This is a genomic window from Caballeronia sp. LZ032 (assembly GCF_031451315.1).
Lineage (GTDB): Bacteria > Pseudomonadota > Gammaproteobacteria > Burkholderiales > Burkholderiaceae > Caballeronia.
Map to the genome: position 1 here is coordinate 1 of NZ_JARUXP010000007.1, position 24,306 is coordinate 24,306.

The following is a 24,306-nucleotide window of genomic DNA, read 5'->3' on the forward strand; positions in this document are numbered from 1 at the left end:
CACAATCTCGGCCACTTTGGTTCCCGTCAAAACATTTAGTGGGAACCAAATTACCCCCGTTCACTGCTGCCCGGAGAACGGCCGACGTGAGACGCATACGCGATGTCCACTTACCCCGGCTTATCACCTACGGTCGACTAACCTTTCCTCACTCGGGGTCGGGACGTCTGACAAAGGTTCTTCAAGCGTCTCCGCCGCGTCGAGATGAGCTGCACAATGGCATCCGTTAGCGGCTCCCCGTTGGGCATCTTGCGTGACTCAGCAAAAGCACGCAAAACGTTAATCGCTGCCCGCAGATCAAGCGCCGGAGTCAAAGTGGACATGGTTGCTCTTCCGTGTTCAATCGGTGCGCCGAGTTGGTACGTATTTGCGCTCGATGACGCGCTCGCAAATGACGCCGCCAATCACAACGGCGACAGCCGCCGGCATACCGATCCACCACGACAACCCGGCGGCTCCGCACGCCCTCAAGGCCGCTCGAGCGGTGAAGCACCCGGCCAACGGCAACAGCAACGTCCACCAGGCGGCGGTCATCCGCCGGACGCACTAATAGCTAGATTGGGCGATATCCCAACCGCCCCATCCCCAAGCGGAAAGCGTCAAATGAATGAAAGTCGGATTCTCCTTGGTCACTTCGACGACTGTCTCCGATTTCGGTTTCGGACTTCCGAAGGTGCCAACAATCCGTCGCCCAACGGGCAGATACACCACTAAAACCTCTCCGTTCCCAATAGAGGCAATCTGCTTTCCATCGGAGTAGACCTGCAAGCGGTATGCATGCCCTGGCCAACTGTCCCGCTTGAAGATCACCTTTCCGGTATTGTCGTGCGGCGCGAGGACCGTCTTATCGAGGATATAGCTGCCCGACGTTTGCGTCGCTGTTGCGACATCTGGGACAGACGCGCATCCCCCTAAAAAAGTGCAAGCAACTGACAGTGAAGCGGCGACAACGATGTATCTCATTATTTTTGTTTTTCCAAAAAATGTCGGTAATGCACGACATGGCATTCCATCTACGTGGGATGTTGTTGGGTCTGTTGTCGTGCTTACGCGTCCTCTAGTCGCTTGAACAGCTCTCGGTGTTCAGCGTAGATGGAGGACATTCGTGATCGATTTTCGTCTCGCGCATATCGCTTAATTCCGGCGGCAAGCCCACGGGTCGAATACCACCGAGCCTGTCGCCTCTGGACCAGCTTTAGCCGTACGCGTTGTTTCATGGCGTGGATAACGCGACAGTGGAGGGGCCCGCGTCGGCCACTGACGTGACAACCGGCAGGCTCCGGGGTAGCGTCTGTGTAAGGAGGTCTAGTAGGTGTCGACGAGCCTTCGCCGCTTCAACCCCGGCCTTCCCCCTCCAGTTTGCCGGGTGTTGAATGCGGTAGCACAAAATCTTGCCGTACATCTCGAACTCCCAGAGCTGCGAATTGGGAACCCCCACGTCTTCCCAGTCTCTGCGCCCAACGCAGACTCTTCCGACTCCCTTGGTCGGAAAGAATTCACGCCTGACGGCAGCCGACGCTGAGCCGTGAGCGAAGATAACGACGTCTGGCTGGAAGTGATCAAACTGTACTTCCAGCAGTGCTTTGGAAAGGCGCTTGATCTCGGGAAAGTGTTCCGAGCCGCTGGGATCACCTCCGCGCGCATCGATGCAAAACAGGTTGGAGTAGATCAGTCCGCCGGAGTCGAACCGATCTGCTAGAGCACGCATGAAGTTGAAAAAGGTGGTGCCGCCGTCCCCACCTTTCTGAAGCCATTCGTCGAAGGATGCGCGATGCTTAGCAAGTGCCTTCGCCACGTATGCTTTGACTCCACCACCCTCCGCGCTTATGTGCCAATGTTTTCCGCCGAATTCCCTGCCGATCACCATAATGCGCTGTGCGCTCGGGTCTTTGGGACCGTTCACGAGAAAGGGCGTAGAAAGCCCTCGCGTCTTAGCTACAGAAGGATCTAGGAAAGATGGGTGCGTCGTCGCTAGGATCTCAGCGTAGCGCGCTTCAAGCTGTTCGTCCATATCGCGTCTTATGTTAGGGAAAGCAATTCAAAAAACGACACGCTTAACCGCGTTCGCGGAATCGGTGATGTCCCGCCCGAAACCGGCCACCGTATTACAAGCCGTCAACCAGCAAACCGCCGAAACAGCGGCCAACAAACATACAAGACCCCGGACCATTTCCAATCTTCCTTGTGCAGTGAATGTCGAAGCGCGCGCCCCGCGACCCGACGGCGGGTTCATTATTGCTTAGCGCGCTTCCGTTCGATACGTTTATCGGCCATCAAGAAAAATCACTTTAGTGCTTGTCGTCCCGCGCCATTACGGTGGGAACGTCGAAGGCGGCTGGCGCAAGATCTACAACTTGTTCGAGGGGTACTTCTCGAAGTCTGGTGCGATCAGTTTGCTGATTCCATCTGTCTCGACGGCGTCATCAATACGCTTACGGCCCTCAACGACGAAGCCAAGAGCAGCAATACCGAGAAGACGAAAGCGATCATCGACCACGAAAAAACCGATCGCGACGTAGCAGCTGCGTCAAGCATCCTTTCCACATCGCGCTCGCCCATACCCGATTTAGCGGTGATGGCTCCAATGCGTGTGGCGCGAGCGAGCCCCGCCTGTTTCATCCTTGCCGCACCGACGGTCGCAGCCAATGTTGCGTTCGAACTCGCAGAGAGCGATGCGACTGCTGTCGCTGCGCTGGCACCGGTTGCACCAACGGCGACCATCAAAGCGATCGCGACGACTCTATTTCCGACCATTTCCGCTCTGCCTCGTCAATCTGGGATTTCGCCTGCGCTTTCAAGGAGCGCAACGCCTGCTAACCCTGTTATCGGTCGTTTGATGCACATGCTTTAGCGACTATCCAAGCGTCAATGGCCGCCGGCTGCCCGATAACTAGACGGTACACCGCCGGCGCGTGTCACCTTGGAGCGAAAGGCGCTCCAAAAACGGCAGCTTTCGGCCGCGCAAGAACTAGCGTTCCCTTCACCATGCTCCTGCCGATCACGGCAGCGCGCCCGCTTCGAAGAACTCGGGCGCGCGGTGCATGACGGAAGCAGACGCCTCCGCTAAAGCTATGGGCGGCGAGAAGCAGTTCTACGTTGTGCCTGAGTGACGCTGACGAGCAGGCTGCTTCAGAAGCGGAATCAAGTTGTCTCGGAACATAGAGGCCCTGTGTACTTGCCTAGAAAGTACGCGATCGTTGGAGTCCCATTTTGCAAAAAAGCATTCTTTCACGCGCTGCGCTGCTGGCAACAATGACCGTATTCTTGAACGCTTGCAGTGGAGGCGGAGGCGGGTCGGGCTCCGGCAACGACCCGACATCACCTGGTGGCGCGGGGGCATCTGCTCCGACGGCGGCCTCTGGCACGTACACCACCAAGGGCAATCTGGTGACCGTCGAAGGCGTGGATTCGGAACGTCGCGGCTATCGGGATGACGTTAAGCAACTCATCATCGAGCAGTATTCGGGCAACCCGGCGGTAAGAAGCGCGGCAGAGGTTGCTGCCAGGAACTTCCAGACCAGCATCACGTCCGCTGTCCTAAATCAGGCCGACACGAGCGGCGTCGTCCTGGCGGCTGCTCAGAGCTCGGCATGCGCCGCTGACGCGGCAGGCCCAGCCAACGTCGATGCTGTCGTTGAAGCGGTGAACGGCGTCTACGCTCGCACTTTCAACACCCTCGAACGGCTGGCTGCGCGCAAGAAGTTTACGCAAGCCGCAAAGAACGCCGCAGTTCTGAAATACGACCTGTCGGCGTGCCCGAAGTCGGGAGGCGCGCAAGGATGAAGAAGATGTGGACGCACTTCGTTTCCTGCATCGTCGGATTGGCGGTTATGGCAACCGGACCATTCGCGCATGCCCTGCCTCGCGAACCTCAACCGTCATCGCAGTTCTATGTTTGCACGACTGCACCAAACGTCATGTATATCAACGGCATTTGGGGCGGTTCTCCCGATGCTGCGACAGGCTCATCCATCGCATTGCGCGACCGCATGGACGCGTATGGCATCCCGCACTGGCACGACGTAGTCGGGATCTGGAACAAATCGGAGGGCATGCTTGCTGATATCTTCGTCAAGCTTGTTCAGCAGAAGGTGGCTGAGGGACAGGCCGCGGACGAGGCATGGATTGAGCAGGTCACGCGCTACGCTAGTGGCTTGCAAAGCAATCTGTCCGACTCCGACAAGCAGCTTGTGGACAGCCAGCTAGGAGACTCCATTCTTGCTCAAGGCGCCCCGGATGATACGGATGCCGCCGCAACTCTCGACCAGGCGTCACAATACCTTTTCGTCACCAGTTCATTCGGCGGCAAGGTGATTCTCGTCGCTCACTCTGAAGGTAACATGTTCGCGCAGGAGTTGTATGCCCGAACCCAACTTCCCGTACCGAACAGCTACAACCGTTTCGCGAGGGTCGCCGCTAACGTCCAGGTGGTCAATGTCGCGACTCCCGCAATGGCGCCCAACACGGGCAAATACGTGACGCTTAAGCAAGACAACGTCATTAACGCGGCCCGGGCTCTCGCCGCAGCAACGAGGACGTATCAACCCGCTCCCGCAAATGCTGATGGAGGCATTCTCGCGTATTTCGGTGTCAACCACGCGTTCGTCGGCACTTACCTCAGCTCCAAGGTGCCCACGAACAATGCGAACATGGCACCGAATTTGGAAGCGGAGGTGATGCGCTTGGTACGCAACGCGCGCGATGATGCCGCCTCCTTCGGAACAGCCCCCGACGGTGAGCTGAAGGTAACCGGCACAGTCTCGCCGGGGACGGCGTCTTACACGGTCACCGCACCGGACGGCTCGCTTGCGACGACGCAGATGACCTCTTCCGCGACCACTGTCATTGCTTTGCCGTGCGACACCATTCAGACCGGCGTCTATCACATCGACATGGCAGCGACGTCAGGCAAGTTGGTCTCGTTCCCCGAGGTAACGTATGGATACTTTACGTCTCTTGCGGTGCCGACTGAAGGGGTCCTGACCAACATGTTTGAGCCGTGGGCATTCCTTGGCAGCGCTGGCGGCAGTCTCACGCCGTTCTCCGACAGCTCTGGGGCGCTTGACGTTCAGGTCGAAAAAGACGACCAGAGCAAAGGTTACCTAGTGCACTTATGGCACTATCGCGCGCTGCCGACCACGTAATCGCCAGCTGCTATCTCATCTATTACCGTTCGCAACGTTCTTGATGCCTTGCTCGTAGAGCAAGGCATTTTTTTACCTGCTCGGAAAAAAGAAGCTGCGATGAGGAGTCGTCGGGGCTTCAGCTGTGTCGGTGCCTATGGACGAGCGAGTTTCGCTCGCTCGTCGCGCGTCCTCAAGGCAACGTCGGGCCGCTCGGGCCTGCTATCGGCGTTTTGGCCGTTGCTAACCTGCGTTACTTCTTCGTTCGGCTTTCTCGCTTGGTCTGCAAGGATTGAGAAAGTCGGTTGCTTGACTTTGCCCTTGGCTCGCTAGTCTGGTTCGTGACGCGAATAGATCCGCGTCGCTATCGTCACTCAAGCGAGGTCCCATGGAACCCAACAAGAAAGAGCCCCTCGACGCGATGAAACTTATCAAGTCGCTCATCGACGTCATTCAAGCATCCATCGCGGCCGCGTGGAAAGCGGTCCTCCTTCTCGGCGGTGCGGTGTTGATCGCCTACTGCTATTTCGAAAGCATCGTGCCCGAGGGCTTGTCGCTCGGCGATGCCTTCTTCCTCGCCTCCGCCGCTTTCTCCTTCACTTGCATTGCGCTGATTGGCATCGGCTTCGGTGCCTTCGCGGCGTTGTGGGCGCTCAAGCTTGTCGTCGTCGCAAACAACTTCCGCCTCAAGCGCCGCGGGGAGCCACCGGCAGCTTCGTTGCATCGTGCAGTCGATAACGGAGCAACGGTCTTCATGTCGTTGATCGCAACACTCGCGTTCGCCTCCACGTTGGTTTTTCTGAAAGATCAATCGCCCGATGCGCGCATGCACGCGACGTTGTTGTTTTTCGCGGCAGCTGGACTGATAGGCGGGATCCTCCTGTTGATCGTCCCCACCACGGCACAGCGACCCAGCATTCGCCTGACCGTGAGCTTTCTTGCGATGACGATCTTCGGCTTGCTCGTAGCAACCCGCCCCGCCTTGTTGAATCTGGCAATGGTCAACCTCTGATGAGACAAAATAAAGTTGTATAGCAGAAAGAATAAAGTTGTATAGTGACGGCTTTTTGAGGGCGGTTTTCGTCGTGAGCAGATATCGTGCAGCCGAGACGCGAGAGGTTCGTGAACGACTGATCAGACAGGGTCGAGGACAAGGTCACGGCGCGGCCTATCAACCGTGGATCAGACTGGGCGAGTTCCCCAACCGCGGCAACTCGTTTCGCCTACAGTCACCGCTCACCGGCCGCACACATCACTACCTGTCGAATCTCGAATACCGGCATCACCTGCTCTGTGAATATCTGGGCAATGTGATCGACATCCGCGAGCAGTATCCGATCCATCCGATTACCGAGACGCTTGCGCTCGCCCATGAACTGGGTATCGCGCACCCGGAATTCGGCGGCCACATCTGTTCCGTGACGACAGACTCCCTGCTGACCATCGACGACGGCGACACCCGGCGTCAACTTGCGAGGAGCCTGAAATATACGAGCGACCTGACCGATGCCCGGGCGCTGGAGAACCTCGAGCTGGAGCGGCAAGCCTGGCTCATGCGCGGCACGACATGGGAACTGCTGACTGAGCACGACCTGCCAGACGTGCTGGGATTAAATTTGCGGTGGCTTCGCGGCTGGAATAAAGACGGTCGCGGCGCACCGTCCGCGGCGCTGCAACAGTACTTTATGGGCGCACTCGCCGAACAGTCCTTTTCAAAACCGCTCGGTTCGATCTTGGATCTCCTGGCCGACCGGTTTCGCATTGCCCGTTTCATGTCGATCCACGTATTTCGGTATCTGGCTTGGCAGCGGGTGCTAGAAGTTGACCTGTATGTGCCTCTACACCTGACCAGACCACATCCGGCGCTCGCGTCGAATTTCCGGAAGTTCGCCGCATGATCAGGCTGAAGATCAATGCAGTTCTGGTGCCGGCCGGCGACGAACCGCTGCGCGGACCGCATCGCATCCTCGCCCGGATCGCCGATGATCTGGTTCTGTTCAAACTCGACCGGCCGCACCGCAGGCCGTTCGTCGTTCCTCGCGCCGTCGTAGGCCAATGGGTTGCCGATCAACTTGTTTCGATCGGACCGGACCCTGCACCCGACTACATACGTCGTACCGATAACGAGATACCTACCATGCATCGCACGAAGCGTGACTCGCTTTGGGCAGCAATAAAGCCCCTCGTCACCGGCGAGGACGCCGACCTGATTTTCGACGAGGGCCATCGCTGGAAGGTCCTGACGCTGCGGGCGGCAGAGGTCAAGGTCACCGTCGCCTACCTGTACCGCGTGCTGCAGCGATACTGGCAGTTCGGGCAGATCCCCAATGCGCTGGTCCCCGCATATTCAAACAGCGGCGGCGCTGGCAAGGTTCGGGCATCTGTCGAGGGCAGCAAACGCGGGCGACCGCGAAAGGTGCTTTCCGCAGGGCACGACCCGGGCGCTGTCGGCGTCAATGTCACCCCCGACGATCTGAAATTCATTGCCCTGTCCGTCAAGGTCTTTCACCTGCGCCGCGGCATGACGCTGAAGGAAAGCTATGACGAAATGGTGCTGCATCACTATTCGACGCGCGAACTGGTTGACGGCGAGGTGCGCAAAATTCCGTTCCCTTCGAATCGGCTGATTCAACTTCCCACTTACCGCTACTGGGCGGCCAGGCTGATGGATGACATGAGCCTTCAACGGGAAGTGCTCGATGATCTGCTTTGGCGCAAGCGTCTTCGAGGGCGCGCAGGTCGCGCGCGGGACACTACGATCGGACCAGCCGACATTTTCGAGATCGACGCAACGGTCGGCAACTTCTATCTGGTTTCGGAATTCCATCGCAATCACCTCATCGGCCGACCCGTGATTTACTTCGTGGTCGACCGTCGCTCCACGATGATCGTAGGGCTGCACGTCGGCCTGGTAGGTCCATCGTGGAATGCGGCCCGCATGGCGTTGCACTGCGCATTCAGCAACAAGGTGAGTTTCTGCGCACAGTACGGCATCACGATTCGTCCTGAAGACTGGCCGGCGCAGGAACTGTGCAACCTGATCGTCGCCGACAATGCCGAACTGCTCAGCCGGCACGCCGAGAAGTCCTTGCAGAACCTGCTGCATATCGACTGCAACATCAATCCCGTTGGCCTGCCGGTCGCCAAGGGCACCGTCGAGAACAAGTTCGCCACGGTCAACGACTCCGTGGCCTGGGTGCCCGGCGCGTGGAAAGCGCGAGCGCTCGAACACGATGCGCGCAACGATCTCGATCTGCGCTGGGACGCCACCCTCACGCTTCGGGAATTTACACAAGTGCTCATCGACGAAGTTCTTTATCACAACAATGCAATAGCGATCCCGGATTTCCTCACCAAAGAGATGATCCAGGCCGGGGTGAAGCCGTATCGCCGGAACATCTACCTTTGGGGCCTCGAACACGAGTCCGGAGAACGGGCTCGCCATTCCGATCCGGCGGCGCTCTATCGGTGCCTTTTGCCATCCCGACGCTGTTCAATCACCGAGAGCGGCCTGAAAGTCGACGACATGCATTACCTGCCTGAAGGAGGTAGCCATGAGTTGCTGCTTGCGCAGGCGAAGCGATCACGCCGGTCAGTCACCATCCACTACGACGACAACTGTACAGATTTCGTCCATGTCATTGATGAGGCCGCGGGCAAATGGTCCCGCTGGCAACTGAACACATCATCCTCGGCGCGTTACGCCCGGCTGCGCTTCGAAGACATGCTTGAAGTGCAGGCATCGCTTCAGTTCGCAGCGCACGACGCAGCCGATCATGAGAACACGCAAAAGGCTGTCAGGAAACAGAAACAACAAGCCGTTGTGGCAGGCGCGAAGTCAGCGAAGCACAAGGCACCGCAACTTCCGACCAAAAAGGAATACCTGAACTCCACCAAAACCAACCGGCAGCGGGAAGTGGTAATGCAGAACGTCCTCCAGTCGACGGAGCCATCCACGCTGCAGAGTTTCGCGGCACGTGAACGCGAGGCTGCAACAAAGCACCGAAGCGAGATGCGCTCCCGGCGCAACAAGGTCGTCGCCCTGCGACGATCGATGCCGAAACCGGGGAAATCCTGATGCCGCGCGCACCATCGATTTCGGCCATCTACCGGCCCACTGGCGTGATTGCGTACGACGGAAATCCGCTGATCGAGGCACTGCCGCCGATCCATTCGACGACCGATATCGCATCGATGATCGAGTGGCTGCCACCAGCACCGCAGATCGGCGATCGCGAGACGCCCGCTGAGCTGCGTATTCACTCGCTGCCATCGATCAGAAAGCTCGTATATCTCTTGCCCGAATACGGGCTGTACAGTTCGATCTTCTCCGTTGTGCTGCGGGAGGGTTATACGACGCGCAACCCCGTGCGAACGGAAACCTGGCAGCACCTTCACTACGTCAACAGCGGCGGAAAAGCCGCCTATGGCGCTCCAGAGCCGGCGGCGCACAGATCATCTGGCATCCTGTTCTCCGGCTTGAGCGGAACCGGTAAATCAACGTTCATCAACCGGCTCCTCCAAACGTATCCGCAGGTTATCCAGCATACGCGGTACAACGACCAGCAGTTCATTCATCCCCAACTCGTCTGGATCAAGATCGACTGTCCACACAACGGGTCGCTCTCCGGCCTCGCACTGCGATTTTTTACGGCCGTTGACAAGGCACTGGGCACTTCATACGCCCGCAACAATTTTCCAGCAAGCGGTCGTTCGCCGAAGCTCGCGATGCTCCTTGAAGAGATGGCAGCGGTTGCCGCAAACCATTTTCTCGGCGTGCTGATAATCGACGAACTTCAGAATCTCAGTCGCGCGAAGACACAGGGCGATGAAGGGTTTCTGACGTTCCTGAGCAGCATGGTCGAACAGATCGGCATTCCGATCATCGGCATCGGAACGCCCGGCGTGACCAAGGTCTTCCGCAAGACACTGCAGGATGCGCGTCGTGCAGCGGCGATGGGCTACTATGAATTCCAGCGTTTTGCCGAAGATGAGGATGCATGGGACGACTTTGTGCGCACGGTTACCCAGTACAACTGGACGGACCACCCCATTTCAGACGATCCCGCCTTCAAGGCAGCGCTCTACTATCACACGCAGGGAATTGCGGCGATCGTCATCGCACTTTTCATCCTCGCCCAGTTTCGCTGCCTCGCAGCCGGCGAACCGCTGACAACCGACACACTCGACAGCGTATCGCTGGGCGAGCTTGCGCCTCTTCAGGCCGCACTGCGCGTGCTCCGCTCAGGCAGCGCCGATGGAATGCAAGAATTCGATGATCTTGCCACCGACAAGGCATGGGCCGAGGCGGTCGAAAACCTTGACCGTGCAGTTTTGGATTTCGTAATGACGCGAAAGCCGCGCAAGTCGTCAAAGCCGAGCGCGAAGAATACTGGTCCCAGGAAGGGTAAATCCCAACCATCGGACGATCCCCGCGATCTGCGGAATCTTGAAGACACCCTGAACCTGCATGAGCAGTTACGCGAACGCGGCCTGACACCCATCAACATTTTCGCACTGGGTAAGGATGCCAAGCCAGACTAGCTACAATGAATGCTCCCGCGAATCTAGGATCGATCGAGGTGCCCGTAAGCAACGTCCATCCGATGCTTTTCGGGTTGACTGTCAACTCCCGCCACTCACAGCCGTTTCCCGTACATGACTTCCGGTTCGGACCTGCTCCTCTTCCCCGCATCGCTGCCAGATGAAGCGCTCGTTTCCCGCGCGAGCCGCTATCACATTCTCACCCGCAACCGCAAAACGCGCGACAGCTTTATGCAGCTGTTCGGCAAGCCCCGGGTAGCACTCACTGACATCGTACCGCCCGATATCCCGTATCTGGCCTTGCGCCTGCCGGGCGACAGTGGCGACAACCTCGAACGGCTGCTCAACGACAACACGATGTTTCCGCTCGTCACGCTTTTCAACAGCTGGACGCCACCGACCGACTGGCTGAACGCCGCAGCGATGCCCACTGCGATGCGGCGGCGTACGCTTGGCCTCGCCGCCTTGACGAAGATGTGTGAGCACTGCCTGCGGGAAGATTTCAACGCCCTCGGATCGACCTATATTCACCGTGCACATCAGGCGCCGGGCGTGATTTGCTGCTGGAGACACGGGACGTTGTTGATCGAGCGGTGCCCGGAGTGTTCCTGCCCGTTCGAGCAACCTCGCGAGCTCCTTGAGGTTCCATGGCAGCGATGCGCGTGCGGCTACCGCCTTGGTAGCGATGTAGCTCCCCTAAACGAAGCCGCCAAAGCGGTCGACGCTGCGCGTGGCTATGCCGTATTCGCCAGGGATCTGTTGCTCGCAGCACCAGGCTCATATTCCACGCCGGTGATCGCCTCGACGTGCCGGAAAAAGTTGTTGGAGCTGGGGCTATTCCGTGGGCGTCAGGGAATCGACCGTAACGCAGCCGCCGCGGCACTGGAAGACTACTACGGCACAGCCCTGCTCCGGCAGATGGACCCCGCCTACGCCGCAGGCAAGCGCGATCAATGGTTTCGTGTGGGGAGCCGGAGTGGCACGCCGGACGTCCCGCTCAGCCGCCATCTGCTCACCGCGTATTTCCTGTTCGTCGACGTGAGCCGATTCATTCAGGCGCTCGACACGGCCGCAGCGGAAGCCCTCGCGCCACCGATGCCGGGGCAGGCCACCCTGGACCCTGACGGCTACGCTCAAAAGGCAAGTGACAAGGTTAGCCGCGCAGTCAACGAACTACGTCGGGCGCTCGAGGAAAATCCGCGCTATACCCTCGAAGACCTGTGGAGCCGGTATCGCGGCACGCTCACGCGTCTGTTGAAATGGGACCGCAAAGCTTTCGCACAGATTCGTGACTTCGCACAGAAGTCACGCAGCAAGCGGCCGATCGCCGCGCGGGTCGTCTCGCCGCACCGGCTCGACGGCGAGCGCGCCGACCAGCTTCGCCAAGCTGCGTTAAAACTCTATGGGAGCACCGATTGGCCCGCGAAAATTTCAAGGTACAGCATCGGGCGCGCAGCGAAACTCTCCAATGTCGTATGTGCCCGCGCAACTTACCCACAGTGCAATCAGGTGCTCGATGATTTTGCCGAGACGCAGTGGCATTTCTATGCGCGGCGCTACCTGTGGACGCTGGCGCATCTTCCTGCCCGAGCTTCGGCAACGGAAGTCTTGAACCGGGCTGGTATCTGGTACTACAAGTTTGTTGAACTGGACGCGTACTTTCGGGCGCGCTCACTCACACAAATAATGCGTCTTCGAGAAGGACAGATCGTCGCACTCCTGCGCGATCAAGGAGTCGACCTGAAATGGGAAGGCCCCTGCCCGGACAAGACATTCGCCCGATCGGGACGTGCGTACGTTAAAAAAGGCATGACAACGTCCAAGTCAATGCCCGACATTGATCGGCATGTCACGGCGGAACGAATGGAGATGGATATCTCTACCCTTGCGCTCGAACCCTCACAGCGAAGGCGCGCGTGACTCCGATACGAGCAAACCGAGACCTCATTGGTTGCCTGGTATGCAGCGACTCGATCTAGTACTGTAGGGCCGAAATCGCCCCCCTAATGCGATGTACACACTGACGAAACCGAGTGGCCGAAGTCGGCGCGACTACAGTCGCTCGCTAGTCTTTCATGCTCGTCTGAAAAGAAACGCCTCAGCGTTCGCGCAAGACGTCTCCGGCAAAGCGCGCTTATATCGGAAAATCGCGGTGCTGTGTCAGCCACCGGCCTCCTGCACGCCAAGCGGCTGCAATAAAGCGTCCAATTCACCACGACCCGGCAAGCGTCATTGTGTGGAACGAAATCCCATAAAGATCACCTGTACAATAAATGTAGGGTGTCAGCTGCCAGTGGGCGGCCGGACAGGATTTCGCGTCGGTCGGGCCGCCACGCGGGACCCCTGACGCCCTCTCTAATTTCTCATGCTCCAGCAGTCCGCTCGACAATTCCGGCACATCGCCCGTAAAGCCCGCACTGCACTGGAACACTTCCTCCAGATCGAGGCTGCAAGCGGCATCATTCTTCTCATCTGCGCCGCTGCTGCCCTGTTTTGGGCGAACTCCCCGTTCGGGGAGGCTTACCATCATCTTTGGGAAGCACCGGTCGCATTTAAAGTCGGCTCGTTCGAGTTTTCCAGATCGCTGCACTTCTGGATTAATGACGGGTTGATGACTGCGTTCTTTCTCGTTGTGGGGATCGAAATACGGCGGGAAATGCACGAGGGGTCGTTGAGTGAGGTTGGCCAGGCAGTATTGCCGCTCGCAGCCGCCGTCGGAGGCGTCGTCGGGCCCGCTCTCATCTACGTCGCGATCAACTATCCGTCCGGTGAAATCCGCGGGTGGGCGGTCCCAACGGCAACCGATATTGCGTTTGCCGTTGGCGTTCTCGCGCTCCTTGGACGATCGATTCCCGGCAATCTCCGGATTTTCCTTCTTACCTTGGCCATCGTCGACGACATCATTGCGGTTCTGGTCATCGCGTGCTTTTACTCTTCCGGACTCAACTATGCAGGCTTCGGAGTGGCCGCCATCGGCGTCGCAATGGTGCTCATCATGCAACGGGTCAGCATCGGTTCCGCGCCCGCGTACATGGTTCCGGGAGCGATAATCTGGGCGGGATTGCTTGTCAGCGGGGCACATCCGACGCTCGCCGGCGTCGTCCTCGGGTTGATGACGCCCGTTATGCCGACGCTCCGCCGGGAGCGGGCGCTGGTCGAGATGTCGCAAGCTACCGGCAACATGGCGCAACAGGATGCAGCATCAGATAAAACCGACGGACTGGCCAAACCGCTACAGGTGCTGCGCCAGGCCCAGCGTGAAATGCTTGCGCCCGTGGTGCGGGTGCAGTGGTCGCTTCATCCCTGGGTGGCCTATGGCATCATGCCGCTGTTTGCGCTGGCCAATGCTGGCGTGAGTTTCAGCGGACTCAGTTTGACCGGCGGTCAGGCGCAATACGTCCTGATTGGCATCATCACCGCCCTGGTACTTGGCAAGCCGATCGGCGTCTTTCTGGCCACGTGGGCGCTTGTGAAAACCGGAATGTGTCGCCTCCCAGCTGGCGTGACCTGGAGCGGTATCGCGCTCGTCGCTCTTCTCGCTGGCATCGGTTTTACGATGTCTATATTCATATCAATGCTCGCCTTTCATGATCCGCAGTTACTCTCTGTCTCCAAGCTTGCAGTGCTGATCGGTTCGGTTACCGCCGGTGCGCTCGGGCTGGGATGGGGCGTGATCCACACGCGACGCGCAGCTGCGGCGTGATCAATACGGATTTCAGCGATCTCTCGTGCAGTAGATGCGGCCGATCTGCGGTTCGCGAGCTTCTCGCTGCCGGCTTCCGTTGATTGGAAGCGCCAGCACGGCCTGTGATAGACAACCTGCACAGCTCCAGATTACACTATTGCAGTGCAGCGTAACCGCACTCCGATCACTTCCCCGTCCCCCGGATACCCATGTAAGTCATCGCAAACCCTTCCTAGTCACACAGTTTGACCGACAGGGTTTGCGGGCCTATTGGCAGCGTCGCGCGTTCGCAACGACGCTTTCCCGACTTGAGATGTTCACCCCGGCTTTGACTTCTGGAGAAGCCGCGCGGGTGGCCTTCAGATCTTCCCAGTAGCGCCGCGTCCCGGTTGGCCTGTGTCCGCATATGCTTTTTCAAGGCCTTCCAATGAAGAACAGTTCCTTCCGCGATGAGTGGCTAGCAAACCCTCGCGCCGATATTCTTGCCGGCATCGTTGTCGCGCTCGCGCTCATCCCTGAAGCGTTGGCATTCTCGATCATTGCAGGCGTCGACCCGAAGGTCGGCCTCTATGCAGCTTTCAGTATCGCCGTAGTCTCAGCCATCGCTGGCGGCCGCCCAGCCATGATTTCGGCCGCTACGGGCGCCGTCGCCCTGGTGATTGTCTCGCTCGTCAAATCGCATGGCGTCGAGTACGTGCTTGCCGCCGGAATTCTGGCGGGGCTTCTGCAGATCGTGGCGGGCTACCTGCGGCTCGGAGCCCTTATGCGGTTCGTGTCGCGTTCCGTCATCACGGGATTCGTCAACGCCCTTGCCATCCTGATTTTCCTGGCGCAGTTGCCGCAATTGCAACACGTGCCGCCCTATGTGTATCTGATGGTCGCGGGCGGCCTGGCGATCATCTACCTGCTTCCACGTGTGACTAAAACCGTGCCCTCGCCTCTGGTGTGCATCATCGTCCTGACGGCAATTTCGATGGTCATGCACCTGAAGCTGCGCACCGTCGGCGACATGGGCTCATTCCCCGACGAGCTGCCCATACCGGCGATACCAAAGGTGCCGCTCTCGTTCCAAACACTCGAGATCATTTTTCCTTACTCGCTGGCTATCGCAATAGTCGGCCTTCTGGAATCGCTGATGACGGCTGCCATCGTTGACGATTTCACCGATACGCCGAGCAACAAGAATCGCGAGTGCCGCGGTCAGGGCCTTTCCAATATTGTCGCGGGCTTTCTCGGTGGGATGCCCGGCTGCGCAATGATCGGTCAGACGGTCATCAACGTAAAGTCGGGCGGTCGCGGCCGGCTATCGACCTTCGTAGCGGGCGCTTTCCTGCTGATTCTGGTGGTCTTTCTTGGGCCTTGGGTCAAGCAGATTCCAATGGCCGCGCTGGTCGCTGTCATGATCATGGTGTCGATCAGTACCTTTAGCTGGCAGTCGCTCAAGAATCTGCGGACGCATCCCACGAGTTCGTCCATCGTGATGGTCGCCACCGTCATCACGGTCGTGGCCACGAACAACCTTGCGATTGGGGTTCTGGTCGGTGTGCTACTGAGCGCGATTTTTTTCGCCTCCAAGGTCCAGCGCGTCCTGTCCGTCACCTCGTCGCTCGACGAACTGAAACATGAGCGATCATACGAGGTGCGAGGTCAGGTCTTCTTTGCTTCCTCTGAAGCGATGGTCGCCGAGTTCGACTTCAAGGAGCACGTCAAGTCGGTCAGGATCGATTTGTCTCACGCGCATTTCTGGGATATCACAGCAATTGATGCGCTGGACCGGATCGTCAACAAGTTCAGGCGTAACGGGATTGCCGTAGACGTCATCGGTGCCAATCGGGCAAGTGCGACGATGATTGAAAAGTATGCAACGCATGACAAGCAGCCAGCGTCGGTCCATTACGAGCCGTCTCATTGAATGTGAGGAACCAGCACCGATGAATGTCAGCTGCAGATCGCTCTTCGGACGGCCGGGTGTCTTCCTGCGGCGGACCTCAATGTCTGAATGTACAGCCCCCTGTACGCTGGCGATCTGTCCAAAAATGGCTTAATCAATTACTGCAGATATGATCACTTCAGGTGCTCATCAACATCAACGCGTTGCAGTCGATGGCAACCGTGCCCAGCGGGCATCGGCTGGCCGGCTCTCAGGGACAACCCGCTTATCCGATCGTATCATCGCGCCGGGCGCACCTGTAAGGTAGGCTGTAGAAGACAAGACGGACGGGCGCGACTTACCGCCCAGTCCTCCCTGGGAGAGAAAAATAGAGGGCCTCGATTTTGCAGACGACGCCTGTAGTATCCATTGTCTACGACGACTTGGCGGTGCGTCGCGCGCTTGGCAGCCTTGTGCGCTCACTTGGCTGGGAGGCGCGACTCTTTGAGTCAGCCGAAGCGTTCCTTGCATCCGGGGAAGCTGCTGCCACTGCCTGCCTGATTTCGGACATCCGGATGTCTGGTATGTCCGGTGTCGAAATGCATGAACGTCTGGTCGCTCAGGGCGCAGCGCCCGCGACAATTTTTATCAGCGCCTATCCCACGCCGGCTCTGCAAGCGCGAGCAACCGACAATGGCGCCCTTGTTCTTCTTCAGAAGCCCTATCAGGCTTCTGCGATGATGCATTGGCTTTCCGTTGCACTCGGAAACCCATAATTCTGCTGCCACACCGGGCGAAGAAGGTGGATGGGTCGTCGAGCTTTTCCCCCTGGATTTTTACTTGGCCCGATGAGGGGTTGGACGCGTGTCTCAGGAATGTATTGGCGCTCCTTTCTCCACAAATACCGTCACGGCTTCGCGAGTCATCGCGGCGAACGGCTCAAAGTGGCTGTTTCCTGCCTATCCTGGTCGATGAGCATCTGGGAAAGCGGCCTACTCGAGATTCTGCGTATCGGAACGCGCACACCATTGGAACCAATCACGGCAACACCGAACCCGCAATTCGGTCGCGTTGCATGCGAGGACGCGGTCGAGGTGAGTTCTTGCGGGTCTTTCTCCGAAGGAGCTGATTACCCGCAAACAGAATTTAGGAATTTGCCCTTCGTTTTTTGAGGATTTTCCATTTAAAATCAATGACGGCACTATACAACTTGCGTCGACCGAAACTCCCACACTCCCAGAAAATCCGTTGAAATCAACGGAGGCACTATACAACTTTATTTTGCTTCATCAACCTCGGCGTGCGCTCGGCGCCCGGTCAAGTCGTCGTCTTTTCCGACACTGAGCACACGCAATTGGCGGCGATCGCAGCGGCCAGCGGAGTCAAGGTCCAGTTTTGCAAACTGCCGACGACTGACAAATGGGGCACGCGCGACGCCCGCGCCGTGTGGCACGGAGTAGGCGGCAGTTCCTACGTCCGGCTTTTCGACGAGACCAATGCGACGCGGGATGTTCTCGTGCGCGCCAACCGCGCCGACGTCGAGGTCCTCCGGGGCGAACGTACAGGCTTTAACTGTGCACCGACGCTGGCTGCCGCTCCTGTCGGCAAGTCGTCATGACGCGGACCTACGCCACCCTCAAGAAACGCTACACCACTGAGGCACTGAAACAGATGGGGTTCGTCAGAGACGGAAGCATGATGGTCCGCCGCGGAGCCATGCGCCGTGTCCGGGCACAGGCCACAAGCCTCGACGGAGTGTGGTGGAGGGTCACGCCGCTTGAGCGCCAGTGGCGGTAGCCAGTCATGGTCGGCGAAAGAGCATGAAAAAGACGCATCTTTCCAGTCCTGCGGCACTTTTACGGCCGGTAGCCTTGTCGTTGCCCTGGGAGAGATGGTGGGCAGCACATCGCCTCGCCATGAGCTCCCCGGCACGCAGCACCCCGGCCCCTCGACTCCCGGCTCCAGCCGGCGGGCCACACCTCCCTAAACGAGCGCAGGACCGGCTTGCTGGAGCAAGCCGGTGTAGTACCGAATTCGACGAGGTTTCGCCCGCTGCCGCCGCCCTGACTGAAACACGACGCCAGGCACGCTGAGCCGAGATAGCGAGGCCCAAAAGTGGTTTTGATGAAAGTCTCTTTGGCATCGACGCCAACGCAAAAGACTGAACACCCAACGAGGAAATATGAAGCTCAAGATGATCGGCCTTGCCGCCCTCTCCATTTTTGCCCTGTCCGCTTGCTCCGAAATGCAGATGGGTGCGCAATCCGCCAAGACGGCGGCGACCGGTTCCGCTGCCGGCGAAGCGTCGCAGAACGCCAACGCAGGCCTGCAGCACTGCACCGCGCCGCTCGGTACGGTCGCGATTGTCGAGGATACGGAAGCACCGTGGTACGGCCTGCTCACCGGTCAGTACCAGCTCGGCTCGACGGTGCCGGTCCTGAAGCTGCTCGTCCAGCAAAGCAATTGTTTCGTGATCGTCGATCGCGGCCGCGCGCTCGGAACCGCAATGGGCGAGCGCTCGCTGAACGCGTCCGGCGAACTCCGGAAGACGTCCAAGATGCACAAAGGCCAGATGGTCGCAGCCGACTACACGATCAGCCCGACGGTGACATTCAGCAATCGCGACGCGGGCGGCGGCGCAGCGGGCCTGCTCGCCTTCGTGCCCGTGGTTGGCGGTGTGCTCGCCGGTGCCGCAGGAACGATGAAGGCGCAGGAAGCCTCGACGATGCTCACGCTCGTCGACAACCGCTCCAGCGTCCAGTTGGCGGCTGCCGAAGGTTCGGCGCGTAACGTCGACTTCGGCATGCTCTCGGGCGTGTTCGCGGGCGGCTTCGGCGGCGCTGGTGCTGCGGGCGGCGGTGCCTACGCACGGACCGCGCAGGGCAAGGTCGTTGTCGCAGCGTTCACCGACTCGCTCAACAACCTCGTTGGCGCTGTTCGTCAGTACCGCGCACAGAACGTCAAGGGCGGCCTCGGCAACGGCGGGACCCTGGTCGTCAACTAATCGGACTGCGGCGGGAGGCCGAACGCCAAACCGCCCTGTTCAAGATCCATTTGAGTGGACCGTTATAGCAGGCTCATCGAACCAATAAGGAACTCATCATGCGTCTTTTCCTCGCCATTATCATCCCGTGGCTCCAGTTCTTCACGATCGGCCGTCCGATCGCCGGAATCATCTGCTTTCTGCTTCAGATCACGCTGATCGGCTGGATCCCGGCCGCCATCTGGTCTGTTTTCGCACTGGGCCAGTACAAGACGGATCGCAAGATCGAGCGCGCGCTCGGCAGCCGCGCCTAAGTCGGCCTTTTAAGGGCCGGCGCCGGGGCAGTAGCCTCGCGTCGGCCATACAGTTAGATAGGCAGGATGACTCGCCAGGAAGCGGTCAACATCGACTTCGGCGGATTCTCGTCAGTCGTCGGCGAATCGTTGGAGCTACATTTTGCAAGAAGACGTTCTTTCACGCGCTGTGCTGCTAGCGACAATGACCGTATTGCTGACCGCTTGCGGTGGAGGCGAAGGCGGAGGCGGATCTGGCTTGACCGTCGAAGGCGTGGATTCGGAGCGCCGCGGCTATCGGGATGACGTTAAGCAACTCATCATCGAACAGTATTCGAACAATCCGGCGGTAAAAAACGCGGCGGAGGTTGCTGCGAAAAACTTCCAGACCAGCATCACGTCGGCTGAACTCAATCAGGCCGACACGAGCGGCGTCGTCCTGGCGGCTGTTCAGAGCTCGGCATGCGCCGCTGACGCTGCAGGTCCAGCCAACATCGATGCGGTGGTTGAAGCGGTGAACCGGGTCTACGCTCGCACGTTCAACACACCCGAACGGCTGGCTGCGCGCAAGAAATTTTCGCAAGCCGCAAAGCACGCGGCCGTGTTGACGTACGACTTGTCGGCGTGCCCGAAGTCCGGAGGTGCGCATTGATGACGGAGACATGGACGCGCTTCGACTGTCGCATTGTCCGGATTGGCGCTTTTGCAACCGGGACACTCGCGCAAACAATCCCGTTTCCCTATTCTCCAGAATGAGCTTTCCCGCCCCGGCTTAGCCGCCGTCGTCCGCGAGCAGTGACGCTTGAGCCAGATCGACGTTGGGCGCTGCTTTCGGCTTGGCAGTGCGCGGCGGTAGCGGGAATGGCTCGGCGTGCATCGCCTCAGCCGGATATAGCTGCAAGAACGAGCGCGCTTCGTCCGTGCTTTTACAGGACAGCCAATCCTCGTATTCCGTTGGCGGGATGATCACTACGGACCGCTTTTCCGCACCGGGCCTGTGAAACCGCTTCATCAGCGGATGATCGTCGGCGTTGACCGTCAACATCGTCATCGACAGGCTCGTTGAGCCGTCGGCGGGATCTTTCCATGCCCGCCACAATCCAGCGATCGCCAGCGGCGCGCCATCGGCCATCCCGATGCGCCAGCGCACTGCCTTGCCGGTCTCGTAGTCTGGCTCGTAGAACCGGCGGCAAGGAATAAGAGCGAGTTGCAGCTTGTTCCACGCAGTGCGAAAACTCGTCTTCTGCCCCACTGATTCGGATCGCGCGTTCATCGTATCGAAGGCTTTCACGCCCGGTGCGATGAACTTGCGGGGGACCATGCCGAACGTCGCAGCGTCAGTCAAATACTCACCATCGACGCGGCGGAAGATCGGCGCAGCATAGTCCTTGTAGATTTCCGGCTTGTATTCGAACTTCGGCACCGGAAACAGACTGAAGACGTCGAACGCGTCTTTCGGATTAGACTCGTAGCTCGTGCACACTGTTTTCGCCCTCCGTTGTCGAAAATATACACGGAGGCGGAGGAGTCCCCGCCTTCCTCGTTGTTGCGGCTTGGGTTGGGAGGTGTGGCACCCGTTTTGCGCAAAACGCCCGTTGGCCTCGCCGCGTGACTGGGATGCGCCGCCAAGAGCGGCATCGACTGTGGCCGGCCAGATAACCTACGCGAGAGGTTCCTATGGCTGCGCGTTCTATCGCTTCAATGACGCTGAGTTTCGGTCTGGTATCCGTGCCGGTGAAGGTCTACACGGCCACGGAGAGCAAATCAGGCGTCGGTTTCAACCTCATGCACAAAGAGTGCGGCACCCGGCTCAAGCAGCAGTACGTCTGCCCGCACGACGGGAAAGTCGTCGAGCGCGCCGATATGGTCAAAGGCTACGAGTTCCAGAAAGAGAAGTACGTGATTTTCGAGAAGTCAGAGCTGGAGGCGCTGGAAGCGAGCGCGAGCCACACAATCGACATCGTGTCGTTTGTGCCCACCGAGGCGATCGACCCGATCTACCTCGACAAGCCCTACTACCTCGCCCCGGACAAGCGCGGCGGCAAACCTTACCGGCTGCTGCAGGAAGCGATGAGGGACAGCGGCACGTGCGCCGTCGCCCGTTGGACGTGGAAGGGCAAGCAGCACATGGTGCAGGTGCGCGCTGGCAACGACGGCCTGATTCTCCAAACCTTGCTCTACGCCGACGAGGTACGTTCGCAGGCCGATATCGGCATTGAAGAGACGGACATTCAGCCGACGGAGCTACAACTCGCCGAGCAACTGATCGAGCAGTACCGCGTCGACAGCTACGACGCGGGCGCGTACAAGGACGAAGAAAAAGAGCGCATCCTATCCGAGATCGACAAGAAGATCGCGGGCAACAAGATCACCGCCGCGCCTGCCGTCGAACAGCCCGGCGCGCAAGTCATCGACCTCGTGGAGGCACTGCGGGCGAGCTTGAAGAAGAAGCCGTCTGCCGAACAGCCAGCCGCACCGCGGGCGGCACGCAAGAGCGCGCGCACCGCCGCGCCAGCGGAAGAAGCAGCCGAAGCCGCGCCGGCGCCCAAGCGCCGTGCCGTGCGCCGTGCGGCCACTGAAGAACAACCGGCACCCGCGCGCAAGACTGGCACGAAACGGTGAAATGCAAGACGACGGATACAGCCTTCGTGATGTGCAGCGCATGCTCGGTGTGTCGCGCAGCGTCGTTGAACGGTTGATCGCGGCGGGTTTCGTATCACCGCTAAGCGGCGAAAAAGGCGAGCGGCGCTTCACCTTCCAGGACATCGTCATGCTCAGGACCGCGCATGCGCTCCGCGTGGCGGGTGTCTCCCCAATGAAAATCGTCCGCGCGCTCGACCACCTCCAGAAGAGCTGGGGCCGTGAAGGATCGCTCACTGGCGTGCGCATTGCTGCTGTCGGCGATCGCGTCGCCGTGCGGGACGAGGCAAGCCGCCAGTGGGATGCGGAGACCGGCCAACTGCTGCTGGATTTCGAGCCGGGACACGCAACCGGAAACGTCTCCTCCCTGCAAGCGCCGCGCGAGCAGCGGGCACGCGAAGAAGCCGTTGACCTGTTCCGGCAGGCGCGCGCTCTGGAGGACGATGACCTCGACGCCGCAGAAGCGGCCTATCGGAAAGCGCTCGAACGCGCGCCCGACTATACCGACGCATCGCTGAACCTCGGCGGCATCCTGATGGACAGCGAGCGGTTCGACGAGGCGATAGCGGTGTACCAAGACGCGCTGCGATACCGGACGAACGACCCGGTGCTGCTTTTCAACATTGGGGTGGCGCTTGAGGATTCCGGCCGCTTCCGTGAGGCACTGCAGGTTTATGAGCGTTGCATTGAACAGGACCCCGATTTCGCTGATGCCCATTTCAACGCCGCGCGCATCCATGAAGAACTGGGCGAAGCGACCCTCGCGATTCGCCACTTCAACCAGTTCCGCAGACTGCAGAAGCTCTAGGAGACGCTGATGACGATCGAAGCCGTTTGGTTCTTGATCGTCGGGGCATTGATGGTGCTGATGGCGCTGGGCCGCAAACTGGTCGAGCGGCTGCCGATGACCGGCGCAATGGTGTACCTCATTGTCGGCTTCCTCCTTGGTCCGGCGTGCGCCGGGCTGTTGACCATCGACGTCGAGCGCGACGTACGCCTGCTTCGCACGCTTACCGAAGCGGGACTTGTGGTGTCTCTCTTCGCCATCGGGATGTATCTGCGCGTCGAGCTTTCCCGGCCGCTCTGGCGACTGACGTTACGCCTCGCCGGTCCAGCCATGCTCATTACCATCGCGGTCATGTTCGCCGCCGCGCGGTGGGGGCTTGGACTGGCCGCAGGCCCCGCGTTGCTGCTGGCCTCTGCGCTCGCACCCACGGATCCAGTTTTGGCCAACGAATTGCGCGTCGAGGAAGCGGGCGACGATGAGCCGCTGCGCTTTTCCCTGTCATCAGAGGGCGGACTCAACGACGGCGCGGCCTCTCCGATGGTCTACATTGCGCTCGCACTTTGCGGAGTCGGCAGTCTGGGCAGCGGGAATCCCTGGACGTTCGCCCTTGCAATCGCGTGGGGACTGGCGAGCGCGGTGCTATTTGGTTGGGCGTTGGGCACCGGTGTCGTTGTGATCGTGACGAAGCTGCGCACGAAGTACGACCATGCGCTGGGTCTGGAGGGGTTTCTTGCGCTCGGAATCGTTGCCTTGGCTTACGGCGCGACGCTTATCGTCGATGGCTACGCGTTCATTGCCGTCTTCGTCGCCGGTGTCGCGCTGCGGCGGCAGGAAATGAAGTCAACGGGTGAAAAGCCGCCAAGCGAGGTGTTGCAATCGGTCGAGCGGGGCCAGCGGGAAGAAGCCGCCAAAGATCCGAAATTGGCTCACGCGTATATCGCGGAGAACATGATGGGCTTCTCGGTCGAGATTGAACGATTCGTCGAACTGGGTCTGATGGTCATCATCGGCAGCTTCGCATCGGCGCACTGGCGCGACTTACTGCATTGGTCCGTTCTTTGGCCAGTCCTCTTCCTGTTTATTGTCGCCCGCCCGCTCGGCACCACGCTATCACTCGTTGGCTCTTCGTTGGACAGGCAGCAGCGCGTCCTCTCGGCATGGTTGGGGCTGCGCGGCGTCAGCGCGTTTTACTATCTGCTGTTCTCCCTCGAACAAGCCGGGCACGACCGCGTCGGGCCGCTCCTGCCAATCCTGCTCGCGGCCATCGTCCTGTCGGTGTTCGTGCACGGCGCCAGTGCCACGCCCCTCCTCAATCGCTATCTCAGCCGAAAGTAATCGGGCCGGAACAATCTTTGCTCTTTCCACGCTATAACCGAAAGCG

The 24,306-nt window shown here is 59.5% G+C and carries 20 protein-coding genes; 17 read left to right on the top strand and 3 right to left on the bottom strand.

Annotated features, from left to right (window positions below; translation table 11 throughout):
* Positions 1-1,213 precede the first annotated feature (1,213 nt).
* Together QCE69_RS36490 and QCE69_RS36495 are read right to left on the bottom strand one after the other, a co-directional pair.
* Positions 1,214-2,011, bottom strand: a complete 798-nt coding sequence (locus QCE69_RS36490; protein ID WP_309935784.1) for a hypothetical protein — start codon at positions 2,009-2,011, stop codon at positions 1,214-1,216.
* A gap of 377 nt (positions 2,012-2,388) precedes the next feature.
* Entirely contained in the window at positions 2,389-2,754 is a 366-nt protein-coding gene (locus QCE69_RS36495) for a hypothetical protein (RefSeq protein WP_309935785.1), read from the bottom strand.
* Between the two features lie 456 nt (positions 2,755-3,210).
* Here QCE69_RS36495 and QCE69_RS36500 point away from each other — a divergent pair, with 456 nt between their 5' ends.
* The 14 genes from QCE69_RS36500 (at position 3,211) to QCE69_RS36565 (ending at position 20,150) form a co-directional block, all read left to right on the top strand.
* Entirely contained in the window at positions 3,211-3,783 is a 573-nt protein-coding gene (locus tag QCE69_RS36500; RefSeq protein ID WP_309935786.1) for a hypothetical protein, read from the top strand.
* Positions 3,780-5,144 carry a hypothetical protein gene (locus tag QCE69_RS36505; RefSeq protein ID WP_309935787.1) on the top strand — a complete coding sequence of 455 codons (1,365 nt, stop codon included), beginning with the start codon at positions 3,780-3,782 and terminating at the stop codon, positions 5,142-5,144. Before QCE69_RS36500 ends, QCE69_RS36505 begins: the two co-directional genes overlap by 4 nt.
* Before the next feature lie 367 nt (positions 5,145-5,511).
* The gene (locus QCE69_RS36510) at positions 5,512-6,135 is read left to right on the top strand and encodes a hypothetical protein (RefSeq protein ID WP_309935788.1); all 624 of its coding nucleotides are present in this window, start codon (positions 5,512-5,514) and stop codon (positions 6,133-6,135) included.
* A gap of 73 nt (positions 6,136-6,208) precedes the next feature.
* A complete protein-coding gene (locus QCE69_RS36515) occupies positions 6,209-7,021 on the top strand; it encodes a TnsA endonuclease N-terminal domain-containing protein (protein WP_309935789.1) in 813 nt (270 codons plus the stop codon).
* Positions 7,018-9,201 carry a hypothetical protein gene (locus tag QCE69_RS36520; protein ID WP_309935790.1) on the top strand — a complete coding sequence of 728 codons (2,184 nt, stop codon included), beginning with the start codon at positions 7,018-7,020 and terminating at the stop codon, positions 9,199-9,201. The genes QCE69_RS36515 and QCE69_RS36520 overlap by 4 nt, the downstream gene beginning before the upstream one ends.
* The gene (locus QCE69_RS36525) at positions 9,201-10,667 is read left to right on the top strand and encodes an ATP-binding protein (protein WP_309935791.1); all 1,467 of its coding nucleotides are present in this window, start codon (positions 9,201-9,203) and stop codon (positions 10,665-10,667) included. The genes QCE69_RS36520 and QCE69_RS36525 overlap by 1 nt, the downstream gene beginning before the upstream one ends.
* A 114-nt stretch (positions 10,668-10,781) precedes the next feature.
* Positions 10,782-12,587 (top strand): TniQ family protein, encoded by a 1,806-nt coding sequence (locus QCE69_RS36530; RefSeq protein ID WP_309935792.1) that lies wholly within the window; start codon positions 10,782-10,784, stop codon positions 12,585-12,587.
* A 445-nt stretch (positions 12,588-13,032) separates the two neighbouring features.
* The gene (gene nhaA, locus QCE69_RS36535) at positions 13,033-14,370 is read left to right on the top strand and encodes a Na+/H+ antiporter NhaA (protein WP_309935793.1); all 1,338 of its coding nucleotides are present in this window, start codon (positions 13,033-13,035) and stop codon (positions 14,368-14,370) included.
* 409 nt (positions 14,371-14,779) lie between these two features.
* Positions 14,780-16,264 (top strand): SulP family inorganic anion transporter, encoded by a 1,485-nt coding sequence (locus QCE69_RS36540; protein WP_309935794.1) that lies wholly within the window; start codon positions 14,780-14,782, stop codon positions 16,262-16,264.
* 362 nt (positions 16,265-16,626) lie between these two features.
* Positions 16,627-16,998 carry a response regulator gene (locus QCE69_RS36545; protein ID WP_309935795.1) on the top strand — a complete coding sequence of 124 codons (372 nt, stop codon included), beginning with the start codon at positions 16,627-16,629 and terminating at the stop codon, positions 16,996-16,998.
* 578 nt (positions 16,999-17,576) lie between these two features.
* A complete protein-coding gene (locus QCE69_RS36550; RefSeq protein WP_309935796.1) occupies positions 17,577-17,840 on the top strand; it encodes a hypothetical protein in 264 nt (87 codons plus the stop codon).
* Positions 17,841-18,404: 564 nt separating this feature from the next.
* Positions 18,405-19,226, top strand: coding sequence for a CsgG/HfaB family protein (locus QCE69_RS36555; RefSeq protein WP_309935797.1), 822 nt, complete (start codon positions 18,405-18,407; stop codon positions 19,224-19,226).
* Positions 19,227-19,324: 98 nt separating this feature from the next.
* Positions 19,325-19,519 carry a hypothetical protein gene (locus QCE69_RS36560; RefSeq protein ID WP_035510755.1) on the top strand — a complete coding sequence of 65 codons (195 nt, stop codon included), beginning with the start codon at positions 19,325-19,327 and terminating at the stop codon, positions 19,517-19,519.
* A 238-nt stretch (positions 19,520-19,757) separates the two neighbouring features.
* Positions 19,758-20,150 carry a hypothetical protein gene (locus QCE69_RS36565; protein WP_309935798.1) on the top strand — a complete coding sequence of 131 codons (393 nt, stop codon included), beginning with the start codon at positions 19,758-19,760 and terminating at the stop codon, positions 20,148-20,150.
* Positions 20,151-20,270: 120 nt separating this feature from the next.
* Here QCE69_RS36565 and QCE69_RS36570 read toward each other — a convergent pair whose 3' ends face one another.
* Positions 20,271-20,981, bottom strand: coding sequence for an SOS response-associated peptidase family protein (locus tag QCE69_RS36570; RefSeq protein ID WP_309935799.1), 711 nt, complete (start codon positions 20,979-20,981; stop codon positions 20,271-20,273).
* A gap of 194 nt (positions 20,982-21,175) precedes the next feature.
* On the opposite strand from QCE69_RS36570, the gene QCE69_RS36575 reads away from it, so the two are divergent.
* The 3 genes from QCE69_RS36575 to QCE69_RS36585 are packed head-to-tail and all read left to right on the top strand — an operon-like array spanning position 21,176 to position 24,260.
* Positions 21,176-22,120 (top strand): Ku protein, encoded by a 945-nt coding sequence (locus QCE69_RS36575; protein ID WP_309935800.1) that lies wholly within the window; start codon positions 21,176-21,178, stop codon positions 22,118-22,120.
* 1 nt (position 22,121) lies between these two features.
* Entirely contained in the window at positions 22,122-22,946 is an 825-nt protein-coding gene (locus QCE69_RS36580) for a tetratricopeptide repeat protein (protein ID WP_309935801.1), read from the top strand.
* A 9-nt stretch (positions 22,947-22,955) separates the two neighbouring features.
* Positions 22,956-24,260, top strand: coding sequence for a cation:proton antiporter (locus tag QCE69_RS36585; protein WP_309935802.1), 1,305 nt, complete (start codon positions 22,956-22,958; stop codon positions 24,258-24,260).
* The last annotated feature ends 46 nt before the right edge of the window (positions 24,261-24,306 follow it).